Origin of the sequence: Streptomyces sp. NPDC058001 (assembly GCF_042886315.1) — a bacterium.
In the GTDB taxonomy this organism is placed as follows: Bacteria; Actinomycetota; Actinomycetes; order Streptomycetales; family Streptomycetaceae; genus Streptomyces.
The window spans coordinates 106,964-131,121 of record NZ_JBHVQT010000006.1 but is presented as its reverse complement, the minus strand read 5'-3'; the positions used below and the strand labels follow the sequence as shown (position 1 = coordinate 131,121).

At 71.1% G+C, this 24,158-nt stretch carries 22 protein-coding genes; 12 read left to right on the top strand and 10 right to left on the bottom strand.

Going from position 1 to position 24,158, the window contains the following annotated elements; translation table 11 throughout:
- Positions 1–95: 95 nt before the first annotated feature.
- The 3 genes from ACFVT5_RS16105 to ACFVT5_RS16095 form a co-directional block, all read right to left on the bottom strand.
- Complete coding sequence (locus ACFVT5_RS16105) at positions 96–701, bottom strand: hypothetical protein (RefSeq protein WP_389887038.1); 606 nt, start codon at positions 699–701, stop codon at positions 96–98.
- 160 nt (positions 702–861) lie between these two features.
- Entirely contained in the window at positions 862–1,686 is an 825-nt protein-coding gene (locus tag ACFVT5_RS16100; RefSeq protein ID WP_389887036.1) for an MOSC domain-containing protein, read from the bottom strand.
- A 43-nt stretch (positions 1,687–1,729) separates the two neighbouring features.
- Positions 1,730–2,173 (bottom strand): DUF6643 family protein, encoded by a 444-nt coding sequence (locus ACFVT5_RS16095; protein WP_389887033.1) that lies wholly within the window; start codon positions 2,171–2,173, stop codon positions 1,730–1,732.
- Between the two features lie 307 nt (positions 2,174–2,480).
- On the opposite strand from ACFVT5_RS16095, the gene ACFVT5_RS16090 reads away from it, so the two are divergent.
- On the top strand, positions 2,481–3,944 hold the full coding sequence (locus ACFVT5_RS16090; protein WP_389888134.1) for a TerD family protein: 1,464 nt from the start codon (positions 2,481–2,483) through the stop codon (positions 3,942–3,944).
- Positions 3,945–3,987: 43 nt separating this feature from the next.
- Here the strand turns inward: ACFVT5_RS16090 and ACFVT5_RS16085 are convergent, their stop codons facing one another.
- Positions 3,988–5,175: a glycosyltransferase gene (locus ACFVT5_RS16085; protein WP_389887030.1), complete on the bottom strand. Its 1,188-nt coding sequence runs from the start codon at positions 5,173–5,175 to the stop codon at positions 3,988–3,990.
- A 58-nt stretch (positions 5,176–5,233) separates the two neighbouring features.
- Between ACFVT5_RS16085 and ACFVT5_RS16080 the strand changes: the two genes are divergently transcribed.
- Both ACFVT5_RS16080 and ACFVT5_RS16075 read left to right on the top strand, forming a co-directional pair.
- Positions 5,234–6,019 carry a glutamate racemase gene (locus ACFVT5_RS16080; RefSeq protein ID WP_389887027.1) on the top strand — a complete coding sequence of 262 codons (786 nt, stop codon included), beginning with the start codon at positions 5,234–5,236 and terminating at the stop codon, positions 6,017–6,019.
- 71 nt (positions 6,020–6,090) lie between these two features.
- A complete protein-coding gene (locus ACFVT5_RS16075) occupies positions 6,091–6,648 on the top strand; it encodes a hypothetical protein (protein ID WP_389887024.1) in 558 nt (185 codons plus the stop codon).
- 134 nt (positions 6,649–6,782) lie between these two features.
- Here ACFVT5_RS16075 and ACFVT5_RS16070 read toward each other — a convergent pair whose 3' ends face one another.
- A complete protein-coding gene (locus ACFVT5_RS16070) occupies positions 6,783–7,787 on the bottom strand; it encodes an O-antigen ligase family protein (RefSeq protein ID WP_389888131.1) in 1,005 nt (334 codons plus the stop codon).
- A 296-nt stretch (positions 7,788–8,083) separates the two neighbouring features.
- Between ACFVT5_RS16070 and lnt the strand changes: the two genes are divergently transcribed.
- The 4 genes from lnt to ACFVT5_RS16050 all read left to right on the top strand — a co-directional run bounded on the left by lnt (position 8,084) and on the right by ACFVT5_RS16050 (position 13,322).
- On the top strand, positions 8,084–9,697 hold the full coding sequence (gene lnt / locus ACFVT5_RS16065) for an apolipoprotein N-acyltransferase (protein WP_389887021.1): 1,614 nt from the start codon (positions 8,084–8,086) through the stop codon (positions 9,695–9,697).
- Between the two features lie 31 nt (positions 9,698–9,728).
- Complete coding sequence (locus ACFVT5_RS16060) at positions 9,729–10,202, top strand: NUDIX domain-containing protein (RefSeq protein WP_389887018.1); 474 nt, start codon at positions 9,729–9,731, stop codon at positions 10,200–10,202.
- A gap of 61 nt (positions 10,203–10,263) precedes the next feature.
- Positions 10,264–11,106, top strand: a complete 843-nt coding sequence (locus ACFVT5_RS16055) for a 3-hydroxybutyrate dehydrogenase (protein WP_389887016.1) — start codon at positions 10,264–10,266, stop codon at positions 11,104–11,106.
- A gap of 200 nt (positions 11,107–11,306) precedes the next feature.
- Complete coding sequence (locus tag ACFVT5_RS16050; RefSeq protein ID WP_389887014.1) at positions 11,307–13,322, top strand: helix-turn-helix domain-containing protein; 2,016 nt, start codon at positions 11,307–11,309, stop codon at positions 13,320–13,322.
- Between the two features lie 46 nt (positions 13,323–13,368).
- On the opposite strand, the gene ACFVT5_RS16045 is transcribed toward ACFVT5_RS16050, so the two are convergent.
- Together ACFVT5_RS16045 and ACFVT5_RS16040 are read right to left on the bottom strand one after the other, a co-directional pair.
- The gene (locus tag ACFVT5_RS16045) at positions 13,369–14,790 is read right to left on the bottom strand and encodes an MFS transporter (RefSeq protein WP_389887012.1); all 1,422 of its coding nucleotides are present in this window, start codon (positions 14,788–14,790) and stop codon (positions 13,369–13,371) included.
- Between the two features lie 139 nt (positions 14,791–14,929).
- On the bottom strand, positions 14,930–15,868 hold the full coding sequence (locus tag ACFVT5_RS16040) for a GlxA family transcriptional regulator (RefSeq protein WP_389887010.1): 939 nt from the start codon (positions 15,866–15,868) through the stop codon (positions 14,930–14,932).
- 253 nt (positions 15,869–16,121) lie between these two features.
- On the opposite strand from ACFVT5_RS16040, the gene ACFVT5_RS16035 reads away from it, so the two are divergent.
- From ACFVT5_RS16035 to ACFVT5_RS16020, 4 genes are all read left to right on the top strand, one after another.
- Positions 16,122–16,841 carry a DJ-1/PfpI family protein gene (locus ACFVT5_RS16035; protein WP_389887009.1) on the top strand — a complete coding sequence of 240 codons (720 nt, stop codon included), beginning with the start codon at positions 16,122–16,124 and terminating at the stop codon, positions 16,839–16,841.
- 87 nt (positions 16,842–16,928) lie between these two features.
- A complete protein-coding gene (locus tag ACFVT5_RS16030) occupies positions 16,929–17,249 on the top strand; it encodes a hypothetical protein (protein WP_389887007.1) in 321 nt (106 codons plus the stop codon).
- Between the two features lie 124 nt (positions 17,250–17,373).
- The gene (locus ACFVT5_RS16025) at positions 17,374–17,781 is read left to right on the top strand and encodes a YciI family protein (RefSeq protein WP_389887004.1); all 408 of its coding nucleotides are present in this window, start codon (positions 17,374–17,376) and stop codon (positions 17,779–17,781) included.
- Positions 17,782–17,789: 8 nt separating this feature from the next.
- Positions 17,790–18,935: an RNA polymerase sigma factor gene (locus ACFVT5_RS16020; RefSeq protein WP_389888128.1), complete on the top strand. Its 1,146-nt coding sequence runs from the start codon at positions 17,790–17,792 to the stop codon at positions 18,933–18,935.
- A gap of 69 nt (positions 18,936–19,004) precedes the next feature.
- Here the strand turns inward: ACFVT5_RS16020 and ACFVT5_RS16015 are convergent, their stop codons facing one another.
- The gene (locus ACFVT5_RS16015; RefSeq protein WP_389887001.1) at positions 19,005–19,832 is read right to left on the bottom strand and encodes an APH(3'') family aminoglycoside O-phosphotransferase; all 828 of its coding nucleotides are present in this window, start codon (positions 19,830–19,832) and stop codon (positions 19,005–19,007) included.
- A 713-nt stretch (positions 19,833–20,545) separates the two neighbouring features.
- On the opposite strand from ACFVT5_RS16015, the gene ACFVT5_RS16010 reads away from it, so the two are divergent.
- Positions 20,546–22,117, top strand: a complete 1,572-nt coding sequence (locus ACFVT5_RS16010) for an MFS transporter (RefSeq protein WP_389886998.1) — start codon at positions 20,546–20,548, stop codon at positions 22,115–22,117.
- Positions 22,118–22,259: 142 nt separating this feature from the next.
- On the opposite strand, the gene ACFVT5_RS16005 is transcribed toward ACFVT5_RS16010, so the two are convergent.
- Both ACFVT5_RS16005 and ACFVT5_RS16000 read right to left on the bottom strand, forming a co-directional pair.
- Positions 22,260–22,505, bottom strand: coding sequence for a DUF6332 family protein (locus ACFVT5_RS16005; RefSeq protein ID WP_389886995.1), 246 nt, complete (start codon positions 22,503–22,505; stop codon positions 22,260–22,262).
- A 155-nt stretch (positions 22,506–22,660) separates the two neighbouring features.
- Entirely contained in the window at positions 22,661–24,118 is a 1,458-nt protein-coding gene (locus ACFVT5_RS16000; protein ID WP_389886992.1) for a benzaldehyde dehydrogenase, read from the bottom strand.
- Positions 24,119–24,158 lie beyond the last annotated feature (40 nt).

Here is a 24,158-nt window from a genome sequence, read left to right as displayed (position 1 = left end):
TCGTCGTACGCGGGTGTCGCGAGAGATGCCGAAGACTTCGGCCGGTCCACCGTAGCGTGTACGCGGCAGGCGAGTTGACCGGAGCCGAAGGGTTCTCAGCTGCCGGCGCCGGTCCTGCCCCAGTCCGGGCCGGCTTTGTCCCATGCCTGGTCCCACCGCGTGTACCGCCGACGCACCAGGTGCCATACGATCAACCGTCGCGCGCCCTCGACGAAGGCGACCGACGCGAGGGCCGCCCCGATCCCGGCGAGGGCCGCGTGGGTGGCTGCCGTCGCCGGGTCGAGAGGCTTGGCGACGAGCCTGCCGTGCGCGTCCGTCCACAGCGGGAAACGATCGCCCGCGCGCGGGGACCTGAGCGCCGCCATGACCCTGCCGTGGTGGACCGTGCCGTCCGGTGCCGTCCAGCGGGCGGCCACACGGCTGTGGGCGTCCCGCGCGGTCACCGTCTCCGGGTCGGGGTCCATCGGCGCCCGGGAGAGCTTTCTGACCACCGTGGCGGATATCTCGTGGCGCTGCGCGTGCTGGTGCTCCACCGACCGTGTCAGGGCACGGTCCGTGGCCGAACCGACGGCGAAGCCCACGAGGGGCGTCGCGACGACGATCAGTACCAGGGCGACGAGGGCGAGCCACGCCTCGGTGAGATCGGTGGCGCGGCACAGCGGATTGTGCCGCCAACGCCACAGTCCGACGATCGCACGCACGGGCCCCACACCCCCTTCTCCGTCCGTGATAGCCCCGAATCGCCCCTCTCACGCGCGGAGTCGGCGAAAAGAGAGCGAAATCACCCCTCTTGCGGACGCTTCGTCCGGATCAACGTCCGCACCCCGTACAGCAGTTCCCCACCGACGCGTGCGGTGTCGCTCATTCGAGGATCGTGACGGGGTCCCCGACGCGGAGGACGCCGGTGGTCTCCGGTACCAGGTTCTGCCCGAAGACCAGCTGGTCGCCGAAGCGGCGGTGGCGTGCGAGGGTGCGCAGGGGTTCCTTGCCGCGTTCGGCCGTGCGCTGGTCGGTCGTCGTCACGACGCAGCGCCCGCACCGCTTGGCGACCCGGAAGGTGAGATCACCGACGGCGACCCGCGTCCAGTCGTCCTCCGCCCACGGCGGGCTCCCCTCCACGACCACATTCGGCCGGAAACGATCCATCGGCAGCGGACCCTCGTCGGCGTGGTCGCCCTGGGCGATCAGGGAGTTGAGCGCGTCCAGCGACGAGCGGGTCGTGAGGAGCAGGGGATAGCCGTCGGCGAAGCTGACGGTCTCACCCGCGCGCGCGTGGGCGGGGTCGATCGGGCGGCTCATCGCCGGGTCGGCCATGTGCACCAGACGCGCGTCCGTGTCCAGCCACTCGCTGCACCACACATGGGCCGCCTCGTCCGCCGGGACCGCCTCTACCTTGTCCTTCCAGATGTCCACCACCGTCGTCCCCGGCGGATCCGGCACGGCCACGGTCAGGGGCTCACGACCGGGTGCGGACAGCCGGACGCCGCCGTCGGGCAGCGCCTCGACGGCGGTCAACGCGAGCCGCGGATGCGGACGTTGGGTGATCGCCTTGGCCGAGGCGTCGATCAGCATCCACCGGCGGTCCCCCGCAAGACCCCATGGCTCCACGACGGCCGCACGGAGCGCATGGCCCTGGGCCGCCTTCACCGGGTAGACGTGGATCGACGCGAGCACGGGTTCTGCCATGGAGCCATCCTGCCAGGCGGCTCCGACACCCGTGCCCGCGCGATCAGTACCCGCGGTACTGCTGCCGGTTGTACGGATCCTCGTACGGGCCAGGGGCCGGCGCGGGGCGCGGCGCGGCGGGGCGCATCGCCTCGTAGCCGGTGCTCTGGGCGGGGCGGGGCTGCTGCTGATGCGCGCCGGGGTAGCCACGCGGCCCGGCGGTCTGCTGCGGGATGTACGGCGCGTGGGCCTGTTGCAGCGGTGCGGGCTGCGGGGCAGGGACGTAGCCGTAGTGCTGCTGAGGCTGCGGAGAGGGGGCGGCCGGCAGCGCGGGCAGCGCCGACGGCAGGGCGGGCAGATGGCTGCCCGTGTCGTACGCGGAGGGGACCCGGATCGGGGCGATCTGAGGCGTTCCCCGCTCTGCGACGAGAGAATCGTAGATCGGAGTGTCCGGGAAGGACGGCGCGGAGTAGTAACCGCCGCCATAGGTGGAGCGGGGGGAGGTCATGGCACATAAGTTAAGCCCACGATGTGCTGGTTGGGGAGACCGATAAGAGGGTTGTTTTGCGTGTTCGCAGTGACTGTGGATCCCCAATGCGAGCGAACTTGGGAAAATCGGTCGTCAAGGGACCTATGAATCGTGTAAAGGCCGAGTTCCCGGCAGGTTACCGGGGGTTGACCAGTGATCGTGACGGCCGCTCAGAGGCGGTTGACGGCGGCCCGGGGGCGCGAAGGCGCGTGAGGGGAATAGGTTGGCCGGGAACGGATGGATGGCTGCGGGGCCGTCACGGGGCGCGATGGGGGCGAACATGTCAATGTCCAAAGGATCGAATGTTGCCGTGCCGGCATCGGCCGTGCGCGTGGAATTGGCCTGGAGTTCGGGCCCGGGGGTGCCGGACGCGGATGCCTCGGCGCTTCTCCTGACCGCCGCGGGAAAGGTCCGCACCGACGCCGACTTCGTGTTCTACAACCAGCCGGTGCACGCGTCGGGCGCGGTGCGCCGGGAGGGCAAGCAGGCCGCCGGGGGCCGGTTCACCGATGTGCTGACCGTCGATCTCGCGCGCGTGGAGCCCGGGATCGATCGCGTCGTCGTGGTGGCCTCGACCGACGGCGGCACGTTCGGGCAGGTGCCGGGGCTGAGCATCCGCGTCCTGGACGCGGCGGGCGGCGCCGAGATCGCCCGCTTCGACAGCACGGACGCCACCGTCGAGACGGCCTTCGTCCTCGGCGAGCTGTACCGACGGCAGGGCGCCTGGAAGTTCCGCGCCGTGGGCCAGGGTTACGGCAGCGGGCTCGTCGGCCTCGCCACGGACTTCGGGATCACGGTCGACGAACCACCGGCCGCCGCCACGCCCGCGCCGCAGCCGGCTCCGGCCCAGCAGCCCTATCCGCCGGTTCCACAGCCCGTGCCGCAGCCGTCTCCGCAGCCGGCCACCCCGGCACAGCCCTACGGCACGCCGACCCAGCCGTACGCCGCGCCCACGCAGCCCTATGCCGCGCCCACCCAGCCGTACGGCACCCCCACACAGCCCTACGCCGGCCCGGCCGCCCCCGCGCCCTACCCGCCCCCGCCCGCCGCGCCGACGGGACCGCCCACGATGTCCGGCGGGGCGTATCCGCCGCCCCCCTCCGGTGGCCCGGTGCGGCTGAGCAAGGTCACGCTCACCAAGGAGTCGCCGTCCGTCTCGCTGACCAAACAGGGCGGCACCTCGGGGGCGATGCGCGTGAACCTCAACTGGCAGGTGCGCAAGCAGTTCAAGGGCTGGGGCAGCAAACTCGGCCGTGCCGTCGCCATGCACGGCGACCTCGACCTCGACCTGTGCGCCCTCTACGAACTCACCGACGGCCGCAAAGGCGTCGTCCAGGCGCTCGGTAACGCCTTCGGGGCGCTCCACCAGCCCCCGTACGTCCACCTCGACGGCGACGACCGCACCGGCGCCGTCGACAGCGGTGAGAACCTCACGATCAATCTCGACCGCAAGGCGGAACTGCGCCGTGTCCTGATCTTCGTGACGATCTACGAGGGCGCCCGGTCCTTCGCGGATCTGCACGCCACGGTCACGCTGCAACCGCAGCACGGCGCACCGGTGGAGTTCTTCCTCGACGAGTGCACCGTCCCGTCGACCGTCTGCGCCCTCGCGCTCATCACCAACACCGGCAGCGACCTCGTCGTACAGCGCGAGGCCCGCTATCTGGTGCCGCAGCGTGGCGTGAGTCCTCAGCGCACCATCGACCACGCGTACGGGTGGGGCATGAACTGGACGCCCGGCCGGAAGTGACCGCCCTCGGCGGACGGCGGTGCGGCGTTGCTCGGGTCCGTGGTCAGCGCTGCTCGGGTGCCGGGCCCGACGCCGTGTCCGGGCGCGCGTAGGTGCGGCCCTTCCAGGCCGCGCCGCGCCCCCGGTAGTGCTGCACCGCCGAGTCGACGGTCATCAGCAGATACAGGAAGGCCGTGACGGGCAGCAGCGGCGCCAGCCACAGGGTCTGCCGGTAGTAGCGGAGCATCGGGATGTACGTCGCCGTCATCACCAGCCAGGCGAGCCCGCCGAGCAGCACCGGAAGCCAGTTGTCCGTCACGACGCCCGCGCAGAACGCCACCGGCGGCACCAGATACACGAGCGCGAGCCCCAGCACGGTCCCGAGCAGCAGCAGCGGCTGATGCCTCAACTGGGCATAGGCACTGCGCGAGACCATCCGCCACAGATCGCGCAGCCGCGGGTACGGACGCACGCTGTCGACGCGTTCCGCGAGCCCCAGCCAGATGTGTCCGCCACTGCCCTTCACCGCGCGCGCGAGCGCGACGTCGTCGATCACGGCGTGCCGGATGGAGTCCGGCACCCGCGCGCGCTGCGCCGCGTCCGCGCGCAGCAGCACACAGCCCCCGGCCGCGGCGGCCGTCCGCGTGCCACGCCGGTTGATCCGGCGGAACGGGTACAGCTGCGAGAAGAAGTAGACGAAGGCCGGGACGACCAGCCGCTCCCACACGCTCTCCACGCGCAGCCGCGCCATCTGCGAGACAAGGTCGTAGTCGCCAGTCCTGGCCGCCGCGACCAACTCCTGGAGACTGTCCGGCTCATGCGCGATGTCGGCGTCCGTGAGGAGCAGATACTCGGGCTCCCGCGCGCGTGCCAGGGCGATTCCGTGCTGGACCGCCCACAGCTTGCCGGTCCAGCCGGCGGGCGGCTCTCCGGGCGAGGTGACGGTGAGCTGCAGACCGCCGTACCGCTCGGACAGTTCGCGCGCCAGCTTCCCCGTACCGTCCGAGCTGCCGTCGTCGACGAGGAACACCTCCGCCGGGCCGGGATAGTCCTGCGCCAGCAGCGACGGCAGACTCATCGGCAGCACCGCCGCCTCGTCGCGCGCCGGGACGACGACACAGACCGACGGCCACGCGCGCGGGACCGCCCTCGCCGGCAACCGGACATCGGTACGCCAGAAGAAACCCTGCCCGAGCAGCAACCACAGCCAGGCGGCAAGGGATCCGGCGGCGGCCCACACAATCACGCTCACCCGCGCAGTCTGCCCCACCGGGCCGGGCCGCGGGAGACCGATCCTCTATGGTGACCGGGTGAAGATCGCGCTCATGGACTCCGGACTCGGACTGCTCGCCGCCGCCGCCGTGGTACGGCGCCTTCGACCCGACGCCGACCTCGTGCTCTCGTCGGACCCCGAGACGATGCCCTGGGGGCCCCGCACCCCCGACGACGTCACCGCACGCGCCCTCGCCGTCGCCGAAGCGGCGGCCACGTACGCGCCCGACGCCCTGATCGTCGCCTGCAACACCGCGTCGGTCCACGCGCTGCCCGCCCTGCGCGCGCGGCTCGAACCGTCCCTGCCCGTCATCGGTACCGTCCCCGCGATCAAGCCGGCAGCGGCCGGCGGTGGTCGCATCGCCATCTGGGCGACGCCCGCCACCACGGGCAGCCCGTACCAACGAGGACTGATCGCCGAATTCGCGGACGGCGCCGCCGTCACCGAGGTGCCCTGCCCCGGCCTGGCGGACGCCGTCGAGTACGCCGACGAGCCGGCCGTCGACCGGGCGATCGCCGCCGCCGCGGCCCTCACACCGCCCGATGTAAGGGCCGTCGTCCTGGGCTGCACCCATTACGAACTGCGCGCGGAGCGTATTCGGGCCGCCGTCCAGCGGGCCGACCGGCCGCCGCTGGTCCTGCACGGCTCGGCGGGCGCCGTCGCCGCCCAGGCACTGCGTCGGATCGGCGCGGCGCCCGCCCCGGAAGCACCCGCGACGGGCGTGGTGACCGTGCTGCTCAGCGGCCGTGAGTCCGCCCTGCCGGACGCCGCCCTCACCTATGCCGAAGGACAGCTACTGGCTGCCGTCACCCCCGCGCGCTGAGTGGCCGAGTGTGAGGAGTAACGCCGCGCAGCCCGGTGCCCGCGGGGCGCAACATCTGTAGTCTCATGAGCATGAGGCACCACGCTCACGGCGATCGGGGCCCCGCTGAGGCCCCCCTTGAAATCTGGACCGGACGAGCCAGCAACCGCGTTCAGTGGCTGCTCGCGCTCGTCGGAGTTGCCTGCGTCGCACTCGGCGTCGAACTGGCCGTCGTCTCCGCATGGACCACGGGCATCGCCCCACTGGTCATGTCCGTCGTCGGCTGCATCGCCGTGGGTCTGCTGGTGCTGTTCGGCACCCTCGCCTTTGTCCACGTCGCCGTGAAGGTCGACAAGGACTCCCTTGAGGTGCGCTGCGGCCATATCGGGGTGCCGCGCCGCCGCATCCCGCTCGCCCATGTCGTCGACGCCGACTTCGCGCCCACGGTCACACCGCGCCAGTGGGGCGGCTGGGGCTACCGCTGGCGGCCCGACATAGGCACCGCCGTCGTGGTCCGGCGCGGAGAGGGCGTCGTCCTCAGCCTCGGCGACGGACGCAAGTTCACGGTCACCGTGGACGACGCGGAATCGGCCGTCCGTATCATCCGCGACCGGCTGCGTCCGAAGTCCGCGTCCAGCCCGGTGATCTGACCGGCCTCCCACCCGTTCGGCTCAGTCAGTGGGCCCATTTGTTCGACCCGTTCTGACCTGGATCGCGTTCTGGCCTGGCTCCTGTTTCTGGTCAGGTGTCCTGGTCAGGCTCCCTGGGCCGGGAACGTCGGTGCTTAGGCCACCTCGCTCTGTGACGGCACCCCTGCCCCTTCGGTCTCCTCAGGCAGCTCCCAGCCCAGCGGCCTCGCCGTCGCGATGCCCGCCAGGAGTCCGGCACCCACCGTCACCGCGGTGAAGCTGAGCGCGTTGCCGACCGTCGCCAGCGCCGCCACCGCCGTCAGTGCCGCACCCGCCGTGAGGACCACCGGCGTCGGCCGCGACGAGCGCCACAGGGCGTACAGCAGCCAGCAGAAGACGGCCCCGAGCAGTGCCACGCCCACCACCCCCTGCTCCGCGGCCTGCTGCAACACCGCCGAATGGGGTCTCCCGGTCGGTACGAAGGATTCCGCCACCGTGGGGCTCAGCTCACCGAAGCGCCCCGGTCCCGCCCCGAGCGCCGGATGCGCCTGGGCCATGTCGAGGGCGTCCCGCCACAGCAGCACCCGGTACGGCGTCAGCTGCCCCTCCAACGACGACTCCAGGCCGTCCGGGAGCACACCGCCGGCCACGGCCCACGTCATACCGGCCGAGAGAGCCGCGGCGAGCCCGAGACCCGCCAGACCGAGCCCCCGGTTACCCATCCGGGCAGCGGCCAGCGAGCACAGCAGCACACCGACGCAGACCGCGAGACCCGCGGTCGAGTCCAGCACCGCCGCCGTCACGACCACCCCGACGGCGGCCAGCCGCAGTACGAGACGTACCGCCGGGCGCCGGGCCGCCCAGGCCGCGCAGCAGGCGGCACCCGTGGCCAGGGCCAGCAGGGCGGCCGTGGCCCCGTCCCGGCCCAGCGGCGACGCCTCCTGCGGCATCAACCGGGTGTGAGGGAGCAGAAAGGCGAGGGAGACGCCGGCGACGGCGCCCACGCCGGGCGCGGACACCGGGAGGAGCGCACCGCAGATACGACCGCACGCGTACGCCGCCGCCACCGCCAGAACCGCGAGGAGTACCCCCTCGGGCCGGCCCGCACCGGCGGTCGCGGTGATCACCGACCACGTCGAACAGGCCGCCAGCAGGACCATGCCGACGGCGTCGGACGTGCTGCCGCGGCCGTCCGGCGCCGCACGGCCGACAGCGTTCACCTTCCCCGAAGACCCCACCCGTCGCCCCCCGACGTATGACGGGCCCCGACCGCATGGCCGGACCGGGCCGCACGTCTGGGACTTGGGCACACGGTAATGGCTGGTGCGGCGAAGTGTGGACGAGTTGCGCGGGAACGATGTCGCCGGCGCCACGAGCCCTGCCCGCGGGCGGGGGGGGGGATCCGGGGGCGCGACCGCCGTACCCCGCCGGTGGACACGCGCCGTAGACTCCCCGGGTGACCGCCATCGCCACCCCCGTAGACGAGCCGGAACAGCTCGGTCCGCCGCCGGCGCCCGCTTCACGCGGGATGCGACTGGCCCGCGGGCTGCCGCCGTTCGTCGCGGCGGCACTCTCCGGAGTGCTGCTCTACGTCAGCTTTCCGCCGCGCACCCTGTGGTGGCTGGCGCTGCCCGCGTTCGCCGCGTTCGGCTGGTGTCTGAGGGGGCGGTCCTGGAAGGCCGGGCTGGGACTCGGCTATGTCTTCGGGCTCGGCTTCCTGCTGCCGCTGTTGGTGTGGACCGGCGTCGAGGTCGGCCCGGGTCCCTGGCTCGCGCTGGTGGCCGTGGAGGCCCTGTTCGTCGCACTCGTCGGCGCCGGTGTCGCCTCCATGTCCCGGCTGCCCGCCTGGCCCCTCTGGGCGGCGGCCCTCTGGATCGCCGGAGAGGCGGCACGCGCGCGGGTGCCGTTCGGCGGCTTCCCCTGGGGCAAGATCGCCTTCGGCCAGGCCGACGGTGTGTTCCTGCCGCTCGCCGCGCTCGGCGGCACCCCGGTTCTCGGTTTCGCGGTCGTCCTGTGCGGCTTCGGCCTGTACGAGGCCGTACGCCTGGCGCTGGACGTCCGGCACACACGGACTCTGCGCAGGGGTACGGCGGCGGTCGCCGCGCTCACCGTTGTCCTTCCCGTGGCCGCGGCCCTGGCGGCGCGCCCGCTGGTCAGTGACGCGGCCGAGGACGGCACGGCCACTGTCGCCGTCGTGCAGGGCAACGTCCCGCGCGCGGGACTCGCCTTCAACGCCCAGCGCAGGGCCGTACTGGACTACCACGCGCGGGAGACGGAACGCCTCGCCGCACGCGTGAACGCCGGTGAGGTGCCCCGCCCCGACTTCGTCCTGTGGCCCGAGAACTCCTCCGACATCGACCCCTTCCGCAACCCGGACGCGCGCGGAGTCATCGAAGCCGCCGTGAAGGCCATCGGTGTGCCCCTCTCGGTGGGCGCTGTCGTGGAGACCGACGACGGCAGGCTCTTCAACGAGCAGGTCCTGTGGGACCCGGCCAAGGGCCCCGTCGCCACGTACGACAAGCGGCAGATCCAGCCCTTCGGCGAGTACATCCCGCTGCGCTCCGTCATGAGTGTCTTCAGCAAGGACGTCGGCATGGTCCGGCAGGACTTCAGCCGGGGCACCGAACCGGGCGTGTTCACCATGGCGGGCACCAAGGTCGGCATCGCCACCTGTTACGAGGCCGCCTTCGACTGGGCCGTGCGGGACACCGTCACACACGGCGCCCAGATCATCTCGGTGCCGAGCAACAACGCCACGTTCGACCGCAGCGAGATGACGTACCAGCAGCTCGCGATGTCCCGGATCCGTGCCGTCGAGCACAGCCGTACGGTGACTGTTCCGGTCACCAGCGGCGTCAGCGCGGTGATCATGCCCGACGGGCGGATCGTCGACAGGACCGGCATGTTCACCGCCGCGTCGCTCGTCGAGAAGGTCCCGCTCAGGTCGTCGCAGACTCCCGCCACCCGGCTCGGAGTCCTGCCGGAAGCGGTCCTGGTCCTGATCGCCGCCGCCGGACTCGGCTGGTCCGTGACCGGCGCCGTCCGCGCCCGGCGCTCCCGCCAGGGCTAGCCTGCCCGGATGTCCCCGTTAGGGTCGTCGCATGGCTACCCCTGACTTCATCCGCACCCTTCGTGCCAGCGCGGGTCACCAGTTGCTCTGGCTGCCCGGAGTCACCGCGATCGTCTTCGACGACGACGGCAGAGTGCTCCTCGGGCAGCGCAGCGACACCCGTAAGTGGTCCGTGATCGGTGGAATCCCGGACCCGGGGGAGCAGCCGGCGGCGTGCGCGGTGCGCGAGGTGTACGAGGAGACGGCGGTGCGGTGTGTGCCGGAACGCGTCGTCCTGGTGCAGGCCCTGGACCCCATGACCTACCCCAATGACGACACCTGCCAGTTCATGGACATCACCTTCCGCTGCCGCGCGGTGGGCGGCGAGGCGCGCGTGAACGACGACGAGTCGCTGGACGTCGCCTGGTTCCCGGTGGACGCGCTGCCGGAGCTGGACGAGTTCGGTCGCTTCCGGATCAAGCAGGCCATGACCGGCGACCCCACATGGTTCGACCCCATGCTGTGACGGTGAAGTGTGGCTTCTGACCACATGGGGCGGGGGAGAGGCCCTGCCTAGGGTCGGTGTCATGACGACCTTCAGCACCCCGGCCGGTACGTCGGCCGACGCCCGGGGCGGTCCGTCGCCCGTGTCCTTGGTCCTCGACGGCCGCACCGAACTCGACGGCCGCACCGCCCTCGTCACCGGTGCGGCGGGCGGGATCGGCCGGGCCTGCGCGCTGCGGCTGGCGGCGGCCGGGGCCAAGGTGCGGGCCGTGGACCGGGACGACGTGGGCCTCGGCGCCCTGGTCGAGGCGGGCGCGGACCTGCCAGGCGGGATCGAACCCCGGCATCTCGACCTCACGGACCTCGACGCCGCGGAGGCGTGCGCGGCGGGCACCGACATCCTCGTCAACAACGCCGGGCTCCAGCATGTGCGCCCCATCGAGGAATTCCCGCCGGACGTCTTCCACACCGTCCTGACCGTGATGCTGGAAGCCCCCTTCCGGCTCATCCGTGGCGCGCTCCCGCACATGTACGAGCAGGGATGGGGCCGCATCGTCAATGTCTCCTCCGTCCACGGACTGCGTGCCTCCGCCTACAAGTCCGCGTACGTGGCCGCCAAACACGGTCTGGAGGGGCTCTCCAAGACCGCCGCACTCGAAGGCGCCGCCCACGGAGTCACCTCGAACTGCGTGAACCCCGCCTATGTCCGCACCCCGCTGGTCGAGCGCCAGATCGCCGACCAGGCGGCGGCACACGGTATCCCCGAGGAACGCGTCCTCAGCGAGGTCATGCTCCGCGACATCGCGGTCAAGCGGCTCATCGAACCGGACGAGGTCGCCGAAGCCGTCGCGTACCTCTGCACCCCACGGGCCTCCTTCATCACCGGCACATCCCTGGCGCTGGACGGTGGCTGGACCGCACACTGATCCCGATCCCGGCTGAGGGGCGTAGGAGCCCGGTGAGGGGAGAGGTGTTCCGCAGGGGTGAGAGCCCCCGCAGGCCAGAGGCCCCGCAGGGGAGAGAGGCCCCCCGCAGGGGTGGGGGAGTTGTCCACAGATGTGGTGGTGCCGATGAGTTGTCCACAGGTCCGGCGGTGGTGTCGGCCCGGTAGGTCATTCTGGTGAGCATGGATCGCGATCAGGTGCAGTTCGCAGAGCGCTCGGCCATGAGCGCCGAGACCCCGTTCCTCGAACTCTTGGCGAGGGGCGCGACCGCCGATGCCTACGAGCAGCCGATACTCCGGGCCCGCGTCGACGGCGACCCGCCCGAGCGCCTCGCCGCCCTGGAGCACGCGAGGCTGCTCGCGCTGCGGGTACGCGCGGAGCTGGAGGGCAGACGACGTCGCGAGGCCGAGCTGTCCGCGCTCTTCGAGACGGCGCACGACCTGGCGGGACTGCGCGATCTCGACGCGGTCCTGCGGGCCATCGTGCAGCGCGCCCGCTCCCTGCTCGGCACGGACGTCGCGTATCTGAGCCTCAACGCCCCCGCCCGGGGCGACACCTATATGCGGGTCACCGAGGGCTCGGTCGCGGCACGCTTCCAGCAGCTCCGCATCGGCATGGGCGAGGGCCTGGGCGGTCTGGTGGCGCAGACGGCGCGGCCGTATGTCACCGAGGACTACTTCCACGACGAACGCTTCCAGCACACCCACTCGATCGACGCGGGGGTACGGGACGAGGGGCTGGTCGCGATTCTCGGCGTGCCGCTCATGCTGGGACCGGATGTCATCGGGGTGCTGTTCGCCGCGGACCGCCGCGCGCGGGTCTTCGAGCGGGAGTCGATCGCCCTGCTCGGCTCGTTCGCCGCGCTGGCCGCCGCCGCGATCGACACGGCGAACCTCCTCACCGAGACCCGCGAGGCCCTGGCCCGCCTGGAGAGCGCCAGCGAGATCATCAGGGACCGCAGCGCCGTCATCGAGCGCGCGTCCGACGTCCACGACCGGCTCGCCGAACTGGTGCTGCGCGGCGGCGGAGTGCATGACGTGGCGGCGGCCGTCTCCCAAGTCCTCGACGGCACCGTCGAGTTCGCCGAGGTGGCGGCGGCACCGGCCACCGCGCTGAAGGCGTCGGCCGGGGAGGGCCGGTCGGTGCGTCACGGCGACGACTGGGTCGCGGCACTCTCCGCGGGCGGTGAGGTGCTGGGCGCCCTGGTACTGCGCGGCCACCCGGGCCTGGACCCCGTCGACCAACGCACCCTGGAGCGGGCCGCGATGGTCACTTCGCTGCTGATGCTGGCACGCCGCTCCGCGTCCGAGGCCGAACACCGGGTCCGTGGGGAGCTGTTGGACGACCTCATCGAAGCCAGGGACCGGGACCCGAGGTTGCTGCGTGAGCGGGCGACCCGTCTGCGCGCGGACCTCGACGCGACGCATACGGTGCTCGCCGCCCGCCTCGGCGCACCGGCCTCTGCCACTGCCACCTTCGGCCTCGATACCCGTACCGGTTCCGACGCCCCGGGGCCTCGCGCCACCCCCGACGCCCGCGGCCCGATGACCGCCGACGCCGGAGCGGAGGCCGACGCGCGCCGGCGCCTCTGGTCCGCCGCCTCCCACCTCGCGGCCACCGGCCACGGCCTCGCGGCGGCACGCGACGGCGGTACGGTCCTGCTGCTCCCGCTCAGGGACGGCGACACGGCGGCCGAGCTGGCCCGACGCACCGCCAAACAACTCGGCGCCGCCTTGCACGAATCGGTCACGGTCGGTGCCTCCGCCCCGGTGGCCGACCTCGCGGCCCGCCCGGACACGGTCGCCGCGGCCTACGCGGAAGCGCAGCGCTGCCTCGAAGCGCTACGGCTCCTGGGCCGCGTCGGAGAGGGCGCCGCCGCCGAGGGCTTCGGATTCCTCGGGCTGCTGCTCACGGGGAGCCGGGACATCTCCGGTTTCGTGCGGCACAGCATCGGCGAGGTCATCGCGTACGACGAGCGCCGGGGCACGGACCTGGTCGGCACTCTCGACGCGTACTTCGCCTCCGGGATGAGCCCGGCCCGCACCAAGGACGATCTGCACGTCCACGTCAACACGGTCGCCCAGCGCCTCGATCGCATCGCCCGGCTCCTCGGCCCCGACTGGCTGAGCCCCAGCCGGACGCTGGAGATCCAACTAGCCCTGCGCCTGCACCGGTTGTCGTCGGCGCTCATACCCTGACCCCCGTACACGCGGTGCGTACGGGGGTCAGGGAAGGGTCACCGCGTCAGACGCTGCGCGCGTCCGCGCCCGTCCGCTCGGGCGAGGGCTCGGCGGGCTCCGTGGGATCGGCGCCAATGCGGTCCAGATCGCGATGGCGGGTCTCCTGGGCGACGCCGACCGCGACGAGCGTGAGGACGGCGGCGGCGATCACATAGAGGGCCACGGGTGTCGAATTGTCGTACTTCGCCAGCAGTGCCGTCGCGATGAGCGGGGCCGGGGCACCGGCGGCGACCGAGGCGAACTGCGCGCCGATCGAGGCTCCCGAGTACCGCATCCGGGTCGCGAACATCTCGGAGAAGAAGGCGGCCTGCGGTGCGTACATCGCGCCGTGCAGGACGAGTCCGACGGTCACCGCGAGCAGGAGGTTCCCGAAGGTGCCCGTGTCGATCAGCGAGAAGAAGGGGAACATCCACAGCCCGACGCCGGCGGCGCCCATCAGATAGACCGGCTTGCGCCCGATCCGGTCGGAGAGGGCACCCCAGGCCGGGATCACCGCGAAGTGCACGGCGGAGCCTATGAGTACGGCGTTGAGCGCGGTCTGTTTCGACACCCCGGCGGAGGTGGTGGCGTACACGAGGATGAAGGCGGTGATCACGTAGTAGCTGATGTTCTCGGCCATACGGGCACCCATGGCGACGAGGATGTCGCGCCAGTGGTGGCGCAGTACGGCGACGAGGGGCGCCTTCTCGGCCGTGTCCCCGTCCCTTGCCGTGCCGTCTTCCGCCAGGGCGGCCTGCTTGCGTGCCTCGGCCCGCGCCAACGCCGCCTTGAACACGGGCGATTCATCGACGGACAGACGTATCCACAAGCCGACGATCACGAGCACTCCGGACAGGAGGAACGGTATGCGCCAGCCCCAGGTCTCGAAGGCCGAGTCCGACAGGAGCGCGGTCAGCAGTGACAGCACACCGGTGGCGAGGAGTTGCCCGGCCGGGGCGCCGGTCTGCGGCCAGGACGCCCAGAAGCCACGGCGCCGGGCATCACCGTGCTCGGACACCAGCAGGACGGCGCCGCCCCACTCGCCGCCGAGCGCGAAACCCTGGACGAGCCGGAGCACCGTCAGCAGTACCGGAGCGGCGCTGCCCACCATCGCGTGCGTGGGCAACAGCCCGATGGCGAAGGTCGCGCCGCCCATCAGCAGCAGACTCAGCACCAGCAGTTTCTTACGGCCAAGACGGTCGCCGTAGTGCCCGAACACCAGCGCGCCGAGGGGCCGGGCGGCGAAGCCCACCGCGTAGGTGAGGAAGGACAACAGCGTGCCGACGAGCGGATCGGAGTCGGGGAAGAACACCTTGTTGAACACGAGTGCGGCGGCGGATCCGTAGAGAAAGAAGTCGTACCACTCGATGGTCGTGCCGATGAGGCTCGCCGCGACGATGCGCTTGAGATTCGCGGGCGGGGGAGGAGCGGTTGCTGAGGCGGCCATGAACACCACTTCCGAGCGGAGGGCGGGGACGGTTTCGTGTCGCCACACCGTAGGAACACCCAGATCGCAGGCACATGTGGTGAGACACCATAGTTCCGGGTGCAGGAGTGCGTTGGCCCACCATGAAGGCGGTCCGCGATCAGCTGAACGTGCGGCGGTAGGTGTGAGGGCTGACACCGGTGGTGCGCTTGAAGCGGTCACGGAAGGCAGTGGGGGAGCCGAATCCGACCTGGGCGCCGATGCGTTCGACGGAGTGGTGTGTGGTCTCCAGCAGGTGCTGGGCCTGGCGGATACGGGCGCGGTGGAGCCACTGGAGCGGGGTGGTGCCGGTCTGTTCGCGGAAGCGGCGTATCACGGTCCGGGTGCTGGTCCCGGCGTGGGCGGCGATGTCGGCGAGGGTGAGGCCGGCGCCGAGGTTCTCCTGAAGCCAGGAGAGGAGCGGTTCGAGAGTGGAGCCTTGGGGAGTGGGCGCGTAGTCATGGACGATGAACTGCGCCTGCCCGCCCTCGCGTTCCAGGGGCATGACGGACAGCCGGGCCGCGTCGGCGGCGACGGCCGAGCCGTAATCCCTACGGATCATGTGCAGGCACAGATCCAGGCCGGCGGCGGCGCCGGCCGAGGTGAGGATCTGGCCGTTGTCGACGTACAGGACGTCCGGGTCGACCTCGATGTCCGGGTAGGCGGTCGCGAGGAGGTCGGCCGCGATCCAGTGGGTGGTGGCTCGCAGGCCGTCGAGGAGCCCGGTGGCGGCCAGCGGGAAGGTGCCCGAACAGATGGAGGCGATACGGGTGCCGTGTTCGGCCGCTGCTCGCAGCGCGTCGCGGACGGCGGGGGTGAGCGGGCTCGCAGGCGAGTGAGTACCGGGCACGATGATCGTGTCGGCGCCCTGGAGCCCTTCCAGTCCCCAGGGCGCCCGGAGGGTGAAGGCGCCCGCGTCGATCTCCGGGGTTTCCGCGCACACACGCATCTGGTAGCCGGGGCGGCCGTCCGGGAGGCGGGTGCGGGTGAAGACTTCGATCGGGGTGGACAGGTCGAACGGAATCACCCCGTCCAGGGCGAGGACGGCGACAGTGTGCATGGCCAGAAGGTACCTGTCAGATGCCTGCCCACCAGGCGCCCACACTTGGTCCCAGAGTTCCTGCGACGCCTTGTTCGCCCAGCTCAGATGCCTCTTTCTTGGCTCCGGCGTGGCTCTGTCGTGGCTCTGGCGAGGGGTGGCGTTATCCCGTTGGAAGGTGTCACTAATGCCACTGGGACAGGCATCGGCAGCCGCATAGCGTCAAGGGCGAGCCCGGCGCAGCCGGGACCTTTCGCATCCGAAGGAACCCGTCATGCACGCCCAGATCGTCCTCTTCGACGGCTTCGATCCGCTCGATGTCATCGCCCCCTACGAGGTGTTGTACGCCGGCGGCACCGCCTCCGGCGGCGCGGTGAGCGTGGACCTGGTCTCCGCCGAAGGACCGCGCGAGGTGGTCAGCGGCACCGGGGGCCTGGTGCTACGCGCCACGGGCGCCCTCGACCCCGGGCGTGCGGGCCTGATTCTGGTTCCCGGTGCCTCGGGCCGGGTCGGGGAGCCCGGCGAGGTCCCCGACCATGACGTCGGTGCCGGTGCCGGTGCCGGTGCCGGTGCCGGTGCCGGGGACTACCGGCAGGACGAATTTATCCCCGTGCTGCTGGCCCGCACCCTGACCACCGAGCTGCCCACGCTGCTGAAGGCGGCGATGGACAACCCGGAGGTCGTGGTCAGCGCGGTGTGCGGCGGCTCGCTCGTGCTGGCCATGGCCGGCCTGCTGGAGGGCCGCCATGCCACCACCCACCACCTGGGCCTGGACATGCTCGACGCCACCGGCGTACACGCGGTGAACGCCCGCGTGGTTGATGACGGCGACCTCGTCACCGGCGCCGGTGTCACGTCCGGGCTCGATCTCGGGCTGTACCTGCTGGAGCGCGAAGTGGGCCCCCGGATCGCGCACGCCGTCGAAGAACTGTTCGCTCATGAACGCCGCGGCACCGTCTGGCGCCATCAGGGCCCGGCGCCCACGGGCCTCTGATCAGGCGCGTAGCCCCCCACATCTCTGCTCGCACATCTCTGCTTGCACGTCTCTGCTCGCACCGCATCACGAGGAAGCAGCAACAGCATGTCTGTCGAAGGCACCTGGGACCTGTCCATCTCCACCCCTGTCGGCACGATCAAGGCCAGTGCCGACTTCCTGCGCCAGGACGGTGTCCTGACCGGAGTCGCTCACGGGGCGGGGGAGGAAGTCCCGCTCAGCGACGTCACCCTTGACGGTGACCGGCTCACCTGGAAGCAGGCTGTCACCAAGCCCATGCGTCTGAACCTGGCCTTCGCCGTGACGGTCACAGGCGACACCTTGACCGGCACTTCCAAGGCCGGACGCCTCCCGGCAGCCACGGTCACCGGCAAGCGCCGCGCCGTCCGGGCGGCGACGGAACACTGACAGTCAAAGAAGACTCGGACAGAGATAAAAAAACTTGCACGGTGATGTCGAGAACCCGTCCTCGGCTCCGTCCCCGTGGTGAACGCGACCACAATGGGTCGCACCAGCACCAAGGAGAGACACCATGGCCAAGTACTTGCTGCTCAAGCACTACCGCGGCGCCCCGACTCCGTTCAACGACGTGCCCATGGACAAGTGGACGCCGGAGGAGATCTCGGCCCATGTGCAGTACATGAACGACTTCGCGGCCCGGCTCGAAGGGACCGGCGAGTTCGTCGACGGTCAGGCACTCGCTCCCGAGGGGACCTTCGTCCGGTACGACGGCGAGGGGCGCCCGCCGGTCACCGACGGACCGTTCGCCGAGACCAAGGACCTCATCGCCGGCTGGATGGTGATCGACGTCGACAGCTACGAGCGCGCCCTCGAACTGGCCGGGGAACTGTCGGCCGCCCCCGGAGCGGGTGGCAAGCCGATCCACGAGTGGCTGGAGCTGCGCCCGTTCCTGGGCGCGCCGCCCACCATCACGGAATGAGCCCTGAGGTGAACGAGGTCCTCCTCCGGAGCCTCACGCCGAGCGTGCTCGGCATCCTTGTCCGCCGCGGAGCCGACTTCGCGGCGGCCGAGGACGCCGTTCAGGACGCGCTGGTCGAGGCGGTCCGCGTCTGGCCGGCCGACCCTCCGCGGGATGCGAAGGGTTGGCTGGTCACCGTGGCCTGGCGCAAGTTCCTCGACGCGACCCGGGCGGACGCCGCCCGCCGGCGACGCGAGGACCTCGTGGACGAGGAGCCGGCCCCCACGGCCGCGCCCGCGCTGGACGACTCCCTCCAGCTCTACTTCCTGTGCGCCCACCCGTCGCTGACGCCGTCGTCCGCCGTGGCGCTCACGCTCCGTGCCGTCGGCGGGCTGACCACCCGCCAGATCGCGCAGGCTTATCTGGTGCCCGAGGCGACCATGGCGCAGCGCATCAGCCGCGCCAAGCGCACCGTCTCCCGGGTGCGGTTCGACCAGCCCGGCGACGTCGCCACCGTGCTGCGCGTCCTCTACCTGGTCTTCAACGAGGGCTACTCCGGCGACGTCGACCTCGTCGCCGAGGCCATCCGGCTCACCCGGCAGCTCGCGGCCACGATCGACCACCCCGAGGTGGCGGGGCTGCTCGCCCTCATGCTGCTCCACCATGCCCGGCGCGCCGCCCGGACCGCGCCCGACGGCAGTCTGGTGCCGCTCGCGGAGCAGGACCGCGGCCGGTGGGACACCGGGTCGATCGCCGAGGGCGTGGTGATCCTTCAGAGGGCCCTCGCCCGCGACCGGCTGGGCGAGTACCAGGCCCAGGCCGCCATCGCGGCACTCCACGCCGACGCGCCCGCCGCCGAGGAGACCGACTGGGTGCAGATCGTCGAGTGGTACGACGAACTCGCACGCCTGACCGACAGCCCGGTCGTCCGGCTCAACCGCGCGGTGGCCGTCGGCGAGGCCGACGGACCGCGCGCCGGCCTGGCGGCGCTCGCGGCGCTGGACGACTCACTGCCCCGCCATACCGCGGTCGCCGCGTACCTCCACGAGCGCGACGGCGACCTGGCGACGGCGGCACGGCTGTACGCCGAGGCGGCCCACAAGGCACATGATCTCGCCGAGCGCGACCACCTGACGCGCCAGGCCGCCCGGCTCAACGCCCGCGGGTGTCGCTGAGGGGCGCGCTCGGACCTGCCCGCACGGCGAAGAGCGTGGGGAGATCGTCGAACAGATACGGGAACCGGCTCAGTCCCAGGTGAGCGGGTCGAGATGGAGGTAGAAACGCAGGCGGTCGTGGTCGAGGGTGATGCCGTACCCCTCGGCGAACGCCGTGTCCGCGGCCCGCGCGCCCTCCTCGTCCGTCCATGTCTCCCGCGCGTTGGTGAGCAGCAGCGCCAGGTCGGCGTAGCGGTCGGCCCGTCCCAGCCGGCCCAGGTCGATGAAGCCCGACACGTCCAGGGTGCGCGGGTCGAGGATGATGTTGGGCAGGCACAGGTCTCCGTGGCAGACGACCATGTCTACGGCCTCCTGTTCCCGTCGCCGCGAGACCTGTGGGACGAGTCGGGCCAGGAGTTCCGCCGGCGGAATGTGCTGCTGCTCGACGGGGAGGAACTCCGGGTTCACCGCGCCACGGGCCACGACATCGCGCGCCACGGCGACCATCCCGTCCAAGTCCCTGCGGAACGGGCACTGTTGTACGGGTACCTGGTGCAGCGCACGGACCGCGTCCGCGATCCGGTCCCAGGAGGCCCGCAGGTCATCGGCGGACACCTGGTCTGCGGGTACGCCGGGGACAGCACTGGTCACCAGGCAGGCGCCCGCGTCGTCGGAGTGCCAGTCCAGTACCCGTGGCCCCGGGACGCCCTGGTCGCTCAGCCATGCCACCCGGTCCCGTTCGGTCTTGAGGTCGGCCACGTCATCGGCGGCCACGCACTTGGCGTACCGGGTGCCGTCCGCGCTCTGGAAGACGTCGGCTTCCGACTCGCCCGCGGTGACGGTCCGCCAGCCACCTTCGCCACCGGCCGCGCCCAGCAGCCCCGGCGACACCTGCCGTGATCCGGCTCGATCGCTCATGGCGGCCACTTTAGTCAGCCGACCGGGTGTCCCGACGACTGCCGGAGAAGGCAGCACTGCTCCTTGCTGAGAAGGAGTGCGAAACCACCACTCTCCAGGACCTCGCCGCAGCCGTCGGCGTTTCCCGTACCGCCCCTCACCGACATGTGACGAGCAAAGGAGAACGGCTTGCCATGTTGGTCGAGCGGATGAGTCTCGGGTCGGTCGAGACAGCGGAGGCATTGAAGACTCGTAACGACCTCACGTCCGAAAGGAAACCGCTCCAGCTGACGGACAATCTGGTGCGGCAGAGGGCGGAGTCCCCGCAGCATGGGGCTGTCTGCCTCGATACGGCACCGGGTGTCGGGGGCCTCGAAGAGCCCGTACGGCGCCGATCAAGCTCTGCCCGGTGCCCATACTTCGGCCGGAAAAGCAAATTAAATCGGCCGCGTATTTCGCTTTGTGTGCCCACACGCTGAACGCTTTTGTCAAGCGGAGAATGGGAACACCGGGAGTGGGATCCGCTCGTCAAATCCCCGCGCCTGAGAGTGTTATCGTTCTGCTTCGTCCCGGGTCCAGGTCGCATGCCTGTCGGTATCCCTCGCCCGGATTGCATAGCCCGCTTCCTTTTCACCCTTTTCTTTCTCGGTAGGGAAGTCGGAATTCGCTGTCTGTTTTCCGCCCGGGTCCCGGCACTGTCCGGACTGTCCAGCCAACTACGTGGAGTACGTTCCATGTCAGCTCGCACCACCACCTCGGCCACCGGCACCTCGGCCACTTCCGCCTCCGCCAGTTCCGCGCCGCCCGACACCTCGCTGGGCGGTGGGTCACCCGGAGGCCGGCATCTGGGCCTGGCCCTCTTCGTGATCGCCGCGGCCCAGCTGATGGTGGTCCTCGACGCCACCATCACCAACATCGCCCTGCCCGCCATCCGGACCGACCTCGGCGTCTCCGACTCCGGCCTGGCGTGGATCGTCAACTCCTACGCCCTGGCCTTCGGCGGTCTGCTGCTGCTCGGTGGAAGCGCCGGTGACCTGTTCGGGCGCCGGCGGATGTTCCAGGCCGGGATCGCCGTCTTCACCGTGGCATCGCTGCTGGGCGGGCTGGCCCCGAACGAGGGCCTGCTGATCGGCGCGCGCATCCTCCAGGGCATCGGCGCGGCACTCGCCGCGCCCAGCGCACTCGCACTGATCACCACGACGTTCCCGGCCGGCAAGCCACGCAACAAGGCCATGGGCGTGTACGCCGCCATGGGCGGTCTCGGTGCCACGGTCGGCCTGCTGCTGGGCGGTGTCCTCACCGACGTGCTGGACTGGCGCTGGGTGTTCTTCGTCAACATCCCCATCGGCCTGGCCGTTCTCGCGGGCACTCGCACCCTGGTCGAGGCCGAACGTCACCCGGGCCGTCTGGACATCCCCGGCGCGATCACCGGCACGGGTGGCCTGATCGCCCTGGTCTACGGCATCACCCGCGGCGGCGAACACGGCTGGACCGACGCCTTCACTCTGATCTCCTTCACCACCGCCGCCGCGCTGCTCGTGGCGTTCCTCATGCTGCAATCCCGCACCGCGCACCCGATGATGCCGCTGCGACTGTTCAAGGACCGTAACCGGTGGGGCAGTTACGCCACCATGCTCTTCATCGGCGCGGGCATGTTCGCGACCTTCTACTTCCTGACCCTCTACATGCAGCTGATCCTGGGCTACGGCCCGGTCAAGACCGGCTTCGCCTATCTTCCGTTCAGCTTCGGCATGGCAGCCGCCGCGGGCATCAGCGCCAAGCTGGTCGTCCGCTGTGCTCCCCGGCTGATCGCCGGCCCCGGCCTGCTGGTCGCCGCCGTCGGTATGGTCTGGTTCTCGACGCTGGAGCCGGACTCCTCGTACGCCGCGCATCTGATGCCGGCGATGTTCGTCACCGCCCTCGGTCTGGGCATGAGCTTTGTCCCGATGACGCTCGGCGCTGTCAGCGGAGTCGCCCATCAGGACACCGGCATCGCTTCCGCACTGCTCAACACCGCACAGCAGATCGGGGGCGCCATCGGACTCGCCGTGCTGTCGACGATTGCCACCTCGGCGGCCGACGACCGGGTCCCGGAGGCGGCCCGTGCGCTCTACCAGGGCCTCGCCACCAAGGACTTCACCCTGGTGTCGAGGGCCGGTGAGGCACTGACCCACGGCTACACGATGGCCTTCCTGGCGGCCACGGCGATGTTCCTGGCCGGCCTGGCCGTCACCGCGTTCGCGATCAACGCCGGCAGGCAGCAGCCCATGGACCCGGAGGCAGCCGCACCCGCACACATGGGCTGACCCCTCGCGTTCGAGCCCTGGGCCGGGTGTCCGAGAACGCCTGGCCCAGGGAGCGGGACGGGCCTGCCATGTGGAGCCCGCTACTTGGAGGCCCCCCGGGCGCGCAGCAACTCGCTGTTGGTCTGTGTGGCCGAGCCGACCGTCAGCGGTGTCGGCCCGCGTGTCGCCAGAGGACATGCACGACACGGAACACCGCGAGAACGCCGGCGACCGAGGCTCCGGTGATCAGCAACAGCTTCTCGACGGTGGGCGGAAGGTGCCAGACAGCGGCGGGACCGGCGACCGTCGCGAACACGACGGCGCCGAGAAAGCATCCGCTGAGCAACGCATAGCCGATCTCGACGGTGATCTCGTCCCGTTCGGCCTGACTGCGGCGCGTTGTCGTCATGGCCCAAGAATGCCCTCTGGCCGACCGAGGGTCCACGCCATTGCCACGTACGTCATGGACGTCATGGACGTCATGCAGGGAGGTGAACTGGCCCTGAACGAGGGCACGGTGGCGTCTCAAGTGGGCCGTGCCCTCGTCGGACTCATGAGCTGTGGTCAGAACGGGTAGGTCGCCTGGGTGGTCCGAGCGGTGATCCAGCGGGTCTCCGTGAACGCCTCGATGTTCGCCGCGCCCCCGAATCGCGCTCCGGTGCCGGACGCCGCGACGCCTCCGAAGGGGGCCACGGCCTCGTCGTTGACCGTCTGGTCGTTGATGTGGACCAGGCCGGTGGGGACGCGTTCGGCGAGGTCCAGGCCGCGCATGACGTCGGCGGTGAGGATGCCCAGCGACAGTCCGTACGGTGTGGCGGTGGCCAGCGCGACCGCCTCGTCCAGGTCGGAGAAGGCCCGGACCGGGGCGACCGGGCCGAAGACCTCCTCCGCGTACGCGGGTGAGGCGTCCGTGACACCGGTGAGGACGGTGGGGCGGTAGAAAAGGTCCTCGTATGTGCCACCCGCCACCACCCTCGCGCCGCCCTCGACGCTGGAGCGCACCAGCCCGTGGATCTTGTCGCGCTGACCGGCGTCGATGATCGGGCCGAGCGCCACCTGCTCCTTCGCCGGGTTGCCGACCGGAAGGTGCTCCGCCTTGTGCGCGAGCCGTTCGACGTACTCGTCGGCGATCGAGGCGTGCACCAGATGGCGGCCGGTGCTCATACACACCTGGCCCTGGTGGAAGAAGGAACCCCAGGCGGCGGTGGACGCCGCCAGCTCCAGATCGGCGTCCGGCAGCACGATCAGCGCCGAGTTGCCGCCGAGTTCGAGGTGGGCGCGCTTGAGGTGCTGGGCCGCGGCGGCGCCGACCTTGCGGCCCGCGGCCGTGGAACCGGTGAAGGAAATGACCCGCACCTGGGGCGCGACGACCAGTGCGGCTCCTGTGTCGGCGCCGCCCGGCAGAAGGTGCAGCACGTCGGCGGGCAGCCCGGCTTCCTCGAACACCCGCATGAGTGCGACCCCGCCGGACACGGCGGTGCGCAGATCGGGCTTGAGCAGAACGGCGTTGCCGAGGGCCAGGGCCGGGGCGACGGAACGGATGGCCAGCACGAGCGGCACATTGAACGGGGCGATGACGCCGACCACACCCGCGGGCACCCGGCGCGCGAGGCTGAGCCGGGGTTCGGCGGAGGGCAGTACCTCGCCGAGTGGGCGGGAGACGAGCGCGGCGGCCTCGTAACACTCCTGGGCTGCGGTGTTCGACTCGAAGGCCGCCTTGCCGGGAATGCTGCCCGCCTCGCGGATCAGCCACCGCTGGATCTCGTCGGCGTGCCGGACGAACAGGTCGCCCGCGCGCCGCAGTACGGTGGCGCGTTCGGTGTACGGGAGGCGGGACCAGGCGGCCTGGGCGCGGGCGGCGCGTTCGGCGGCGATGGCGACGTCCTCGGGGGTCGCCACGCCTATGACGTCCAGGACTTCACCGGTGGCGGGCTCGACCACGGGCGATGTGCCCCCGGTGGATGCCGTCCAGCCGCCGACGCCGACCTTGCCTGACCAGAGGGAGGGATCGAGCAGAGACATCACGGCCTCCAGAGAGAGGGAGCGGGAGGGGAGGGGCAGT

Bases quoted from the DNA above. Each gene is read 5' to 3' on its own strand.
- ACFVT5_RS16100 (WP_389887036.1), bottom strand. From the start codon at position 1,686: ATGGCAGAACCCGTGCTCGCGTCGATCCACGTCTACCCGGTGAAGGCG.
- ACFVT5_RS16095 (WP_389887033.1), bottom strand. From the start codon at position 2,173: ATGACCTCCCCCCGCTCCACCTATGGCGGCGGTTACTACTCCGCGCCG.
- ACFVT5_RS16090 (WP_389888134.1), top strand. From the start codon at position 2,481: ATGTCCAAAGGATCGAATGTTGCCGTGCCGGCATCGGCCGTGCGCGTG.
- ACFVT5_RS16075 (WP_389887024.1), top strand. From the start codon at position 6,091: ATGAGGCACCACGCTCACGGCGATCGGGGCCCCGCTGAGGCCCCCCTT.
- ACFVT5_RS16070 (WP_389888131.1), bottom strand. From the start codon at position 7,787: ATGGTCCTGCTGGCGGCCTGTTCGACGTGGTCGGTGATCACCGCGACC.
- ACFVT5_RS16060 (WP_389887018.1), top strand. From the start codon at position 9,729: ATGGCTACCCCTGACTTCATCCGCACCCTTCGTGCCAGCGCGGGTCAC.
- ACFVT5_RS16055 (WP_389887016.1), top strand. From the start codon at position 10,264: ATGACGACCTTCAGCACCCCGGCCGGTACGTCGGCCGACGCCCGGGGC.
- ACFVT5_RS16050 (WP_389887014.1), top strand. From the start codon at position 11,307: ATGGATCGCGATCAGGTGCAGTTCGCAGAGCGCTCGGCCATGAGCGCC.
- ACFVT5_RS16045 (WP_389887012.1), bottom strand. From the start codon at position 14,790: ATGGCCGCCTCAGCAACCGCTCCTCCCCCGCCCGCGAATCTCAAGCGC.
- ACFVT5_RS16040 (WP_389887010.1), bottom strand. From the start codon at position 15,868: ATGCACACTGTCGCCGTCCTCGCCCTGGACGGGGTGATTCCGTTCGAC.
- ACFVT5_RS16035 (WP_389887009.1), top strand. From the start codon at position 16,122: ATGCACGCCCAGATCGTCCTCTTCGACGGCTTCGATCCGCTCGATGTC.
- ACFVT5_RS16030 (WP_389887007.1), top strand. From the start codon at position 16,929: ATGTCTGTCGAAGGCACCTGGGACCTGTCCATCTCCACCCCTGTCGGC.
- ACFVT5_RS16025 (WP_389887004.1), top strand. From the start codon at position 17,374: ATGGCCAAGTACTTGCTGCTCAAGCACTACCGCGGCGCCCCGACTCCG.
- ACFVT5_RS16015 (WP_389887001.1), bottom strand. From the start codon at position 19,832: ATGAGCGATCGAGCCGGATCACGGCAGGTGTCGCCGGGGCTGCTGGGC.
- ACFVT5_RS16010 (WP_389886998.1), top strand. From the start codon at position 20,546: ATGTCAGCTCGCACCACCACCTCGGCCACCGGCACCTCGGCCACTTCC.
- ACFVT5_RS16005 (WP_389886995.1), bottom strand. From the start codon at position 22,505: ATGACGACAACGCGCCGCAGTCAGGCCGAACGGGACGAGATCACCGTC.
- ACFVT5_RS16000 (WP_389886992.1), bottom strand. From the start codon at position 24,118: ATGTCTCTGCTCGATCCCTCCCTCTGGTCAGGCAAGGTCGGCGTCGGC.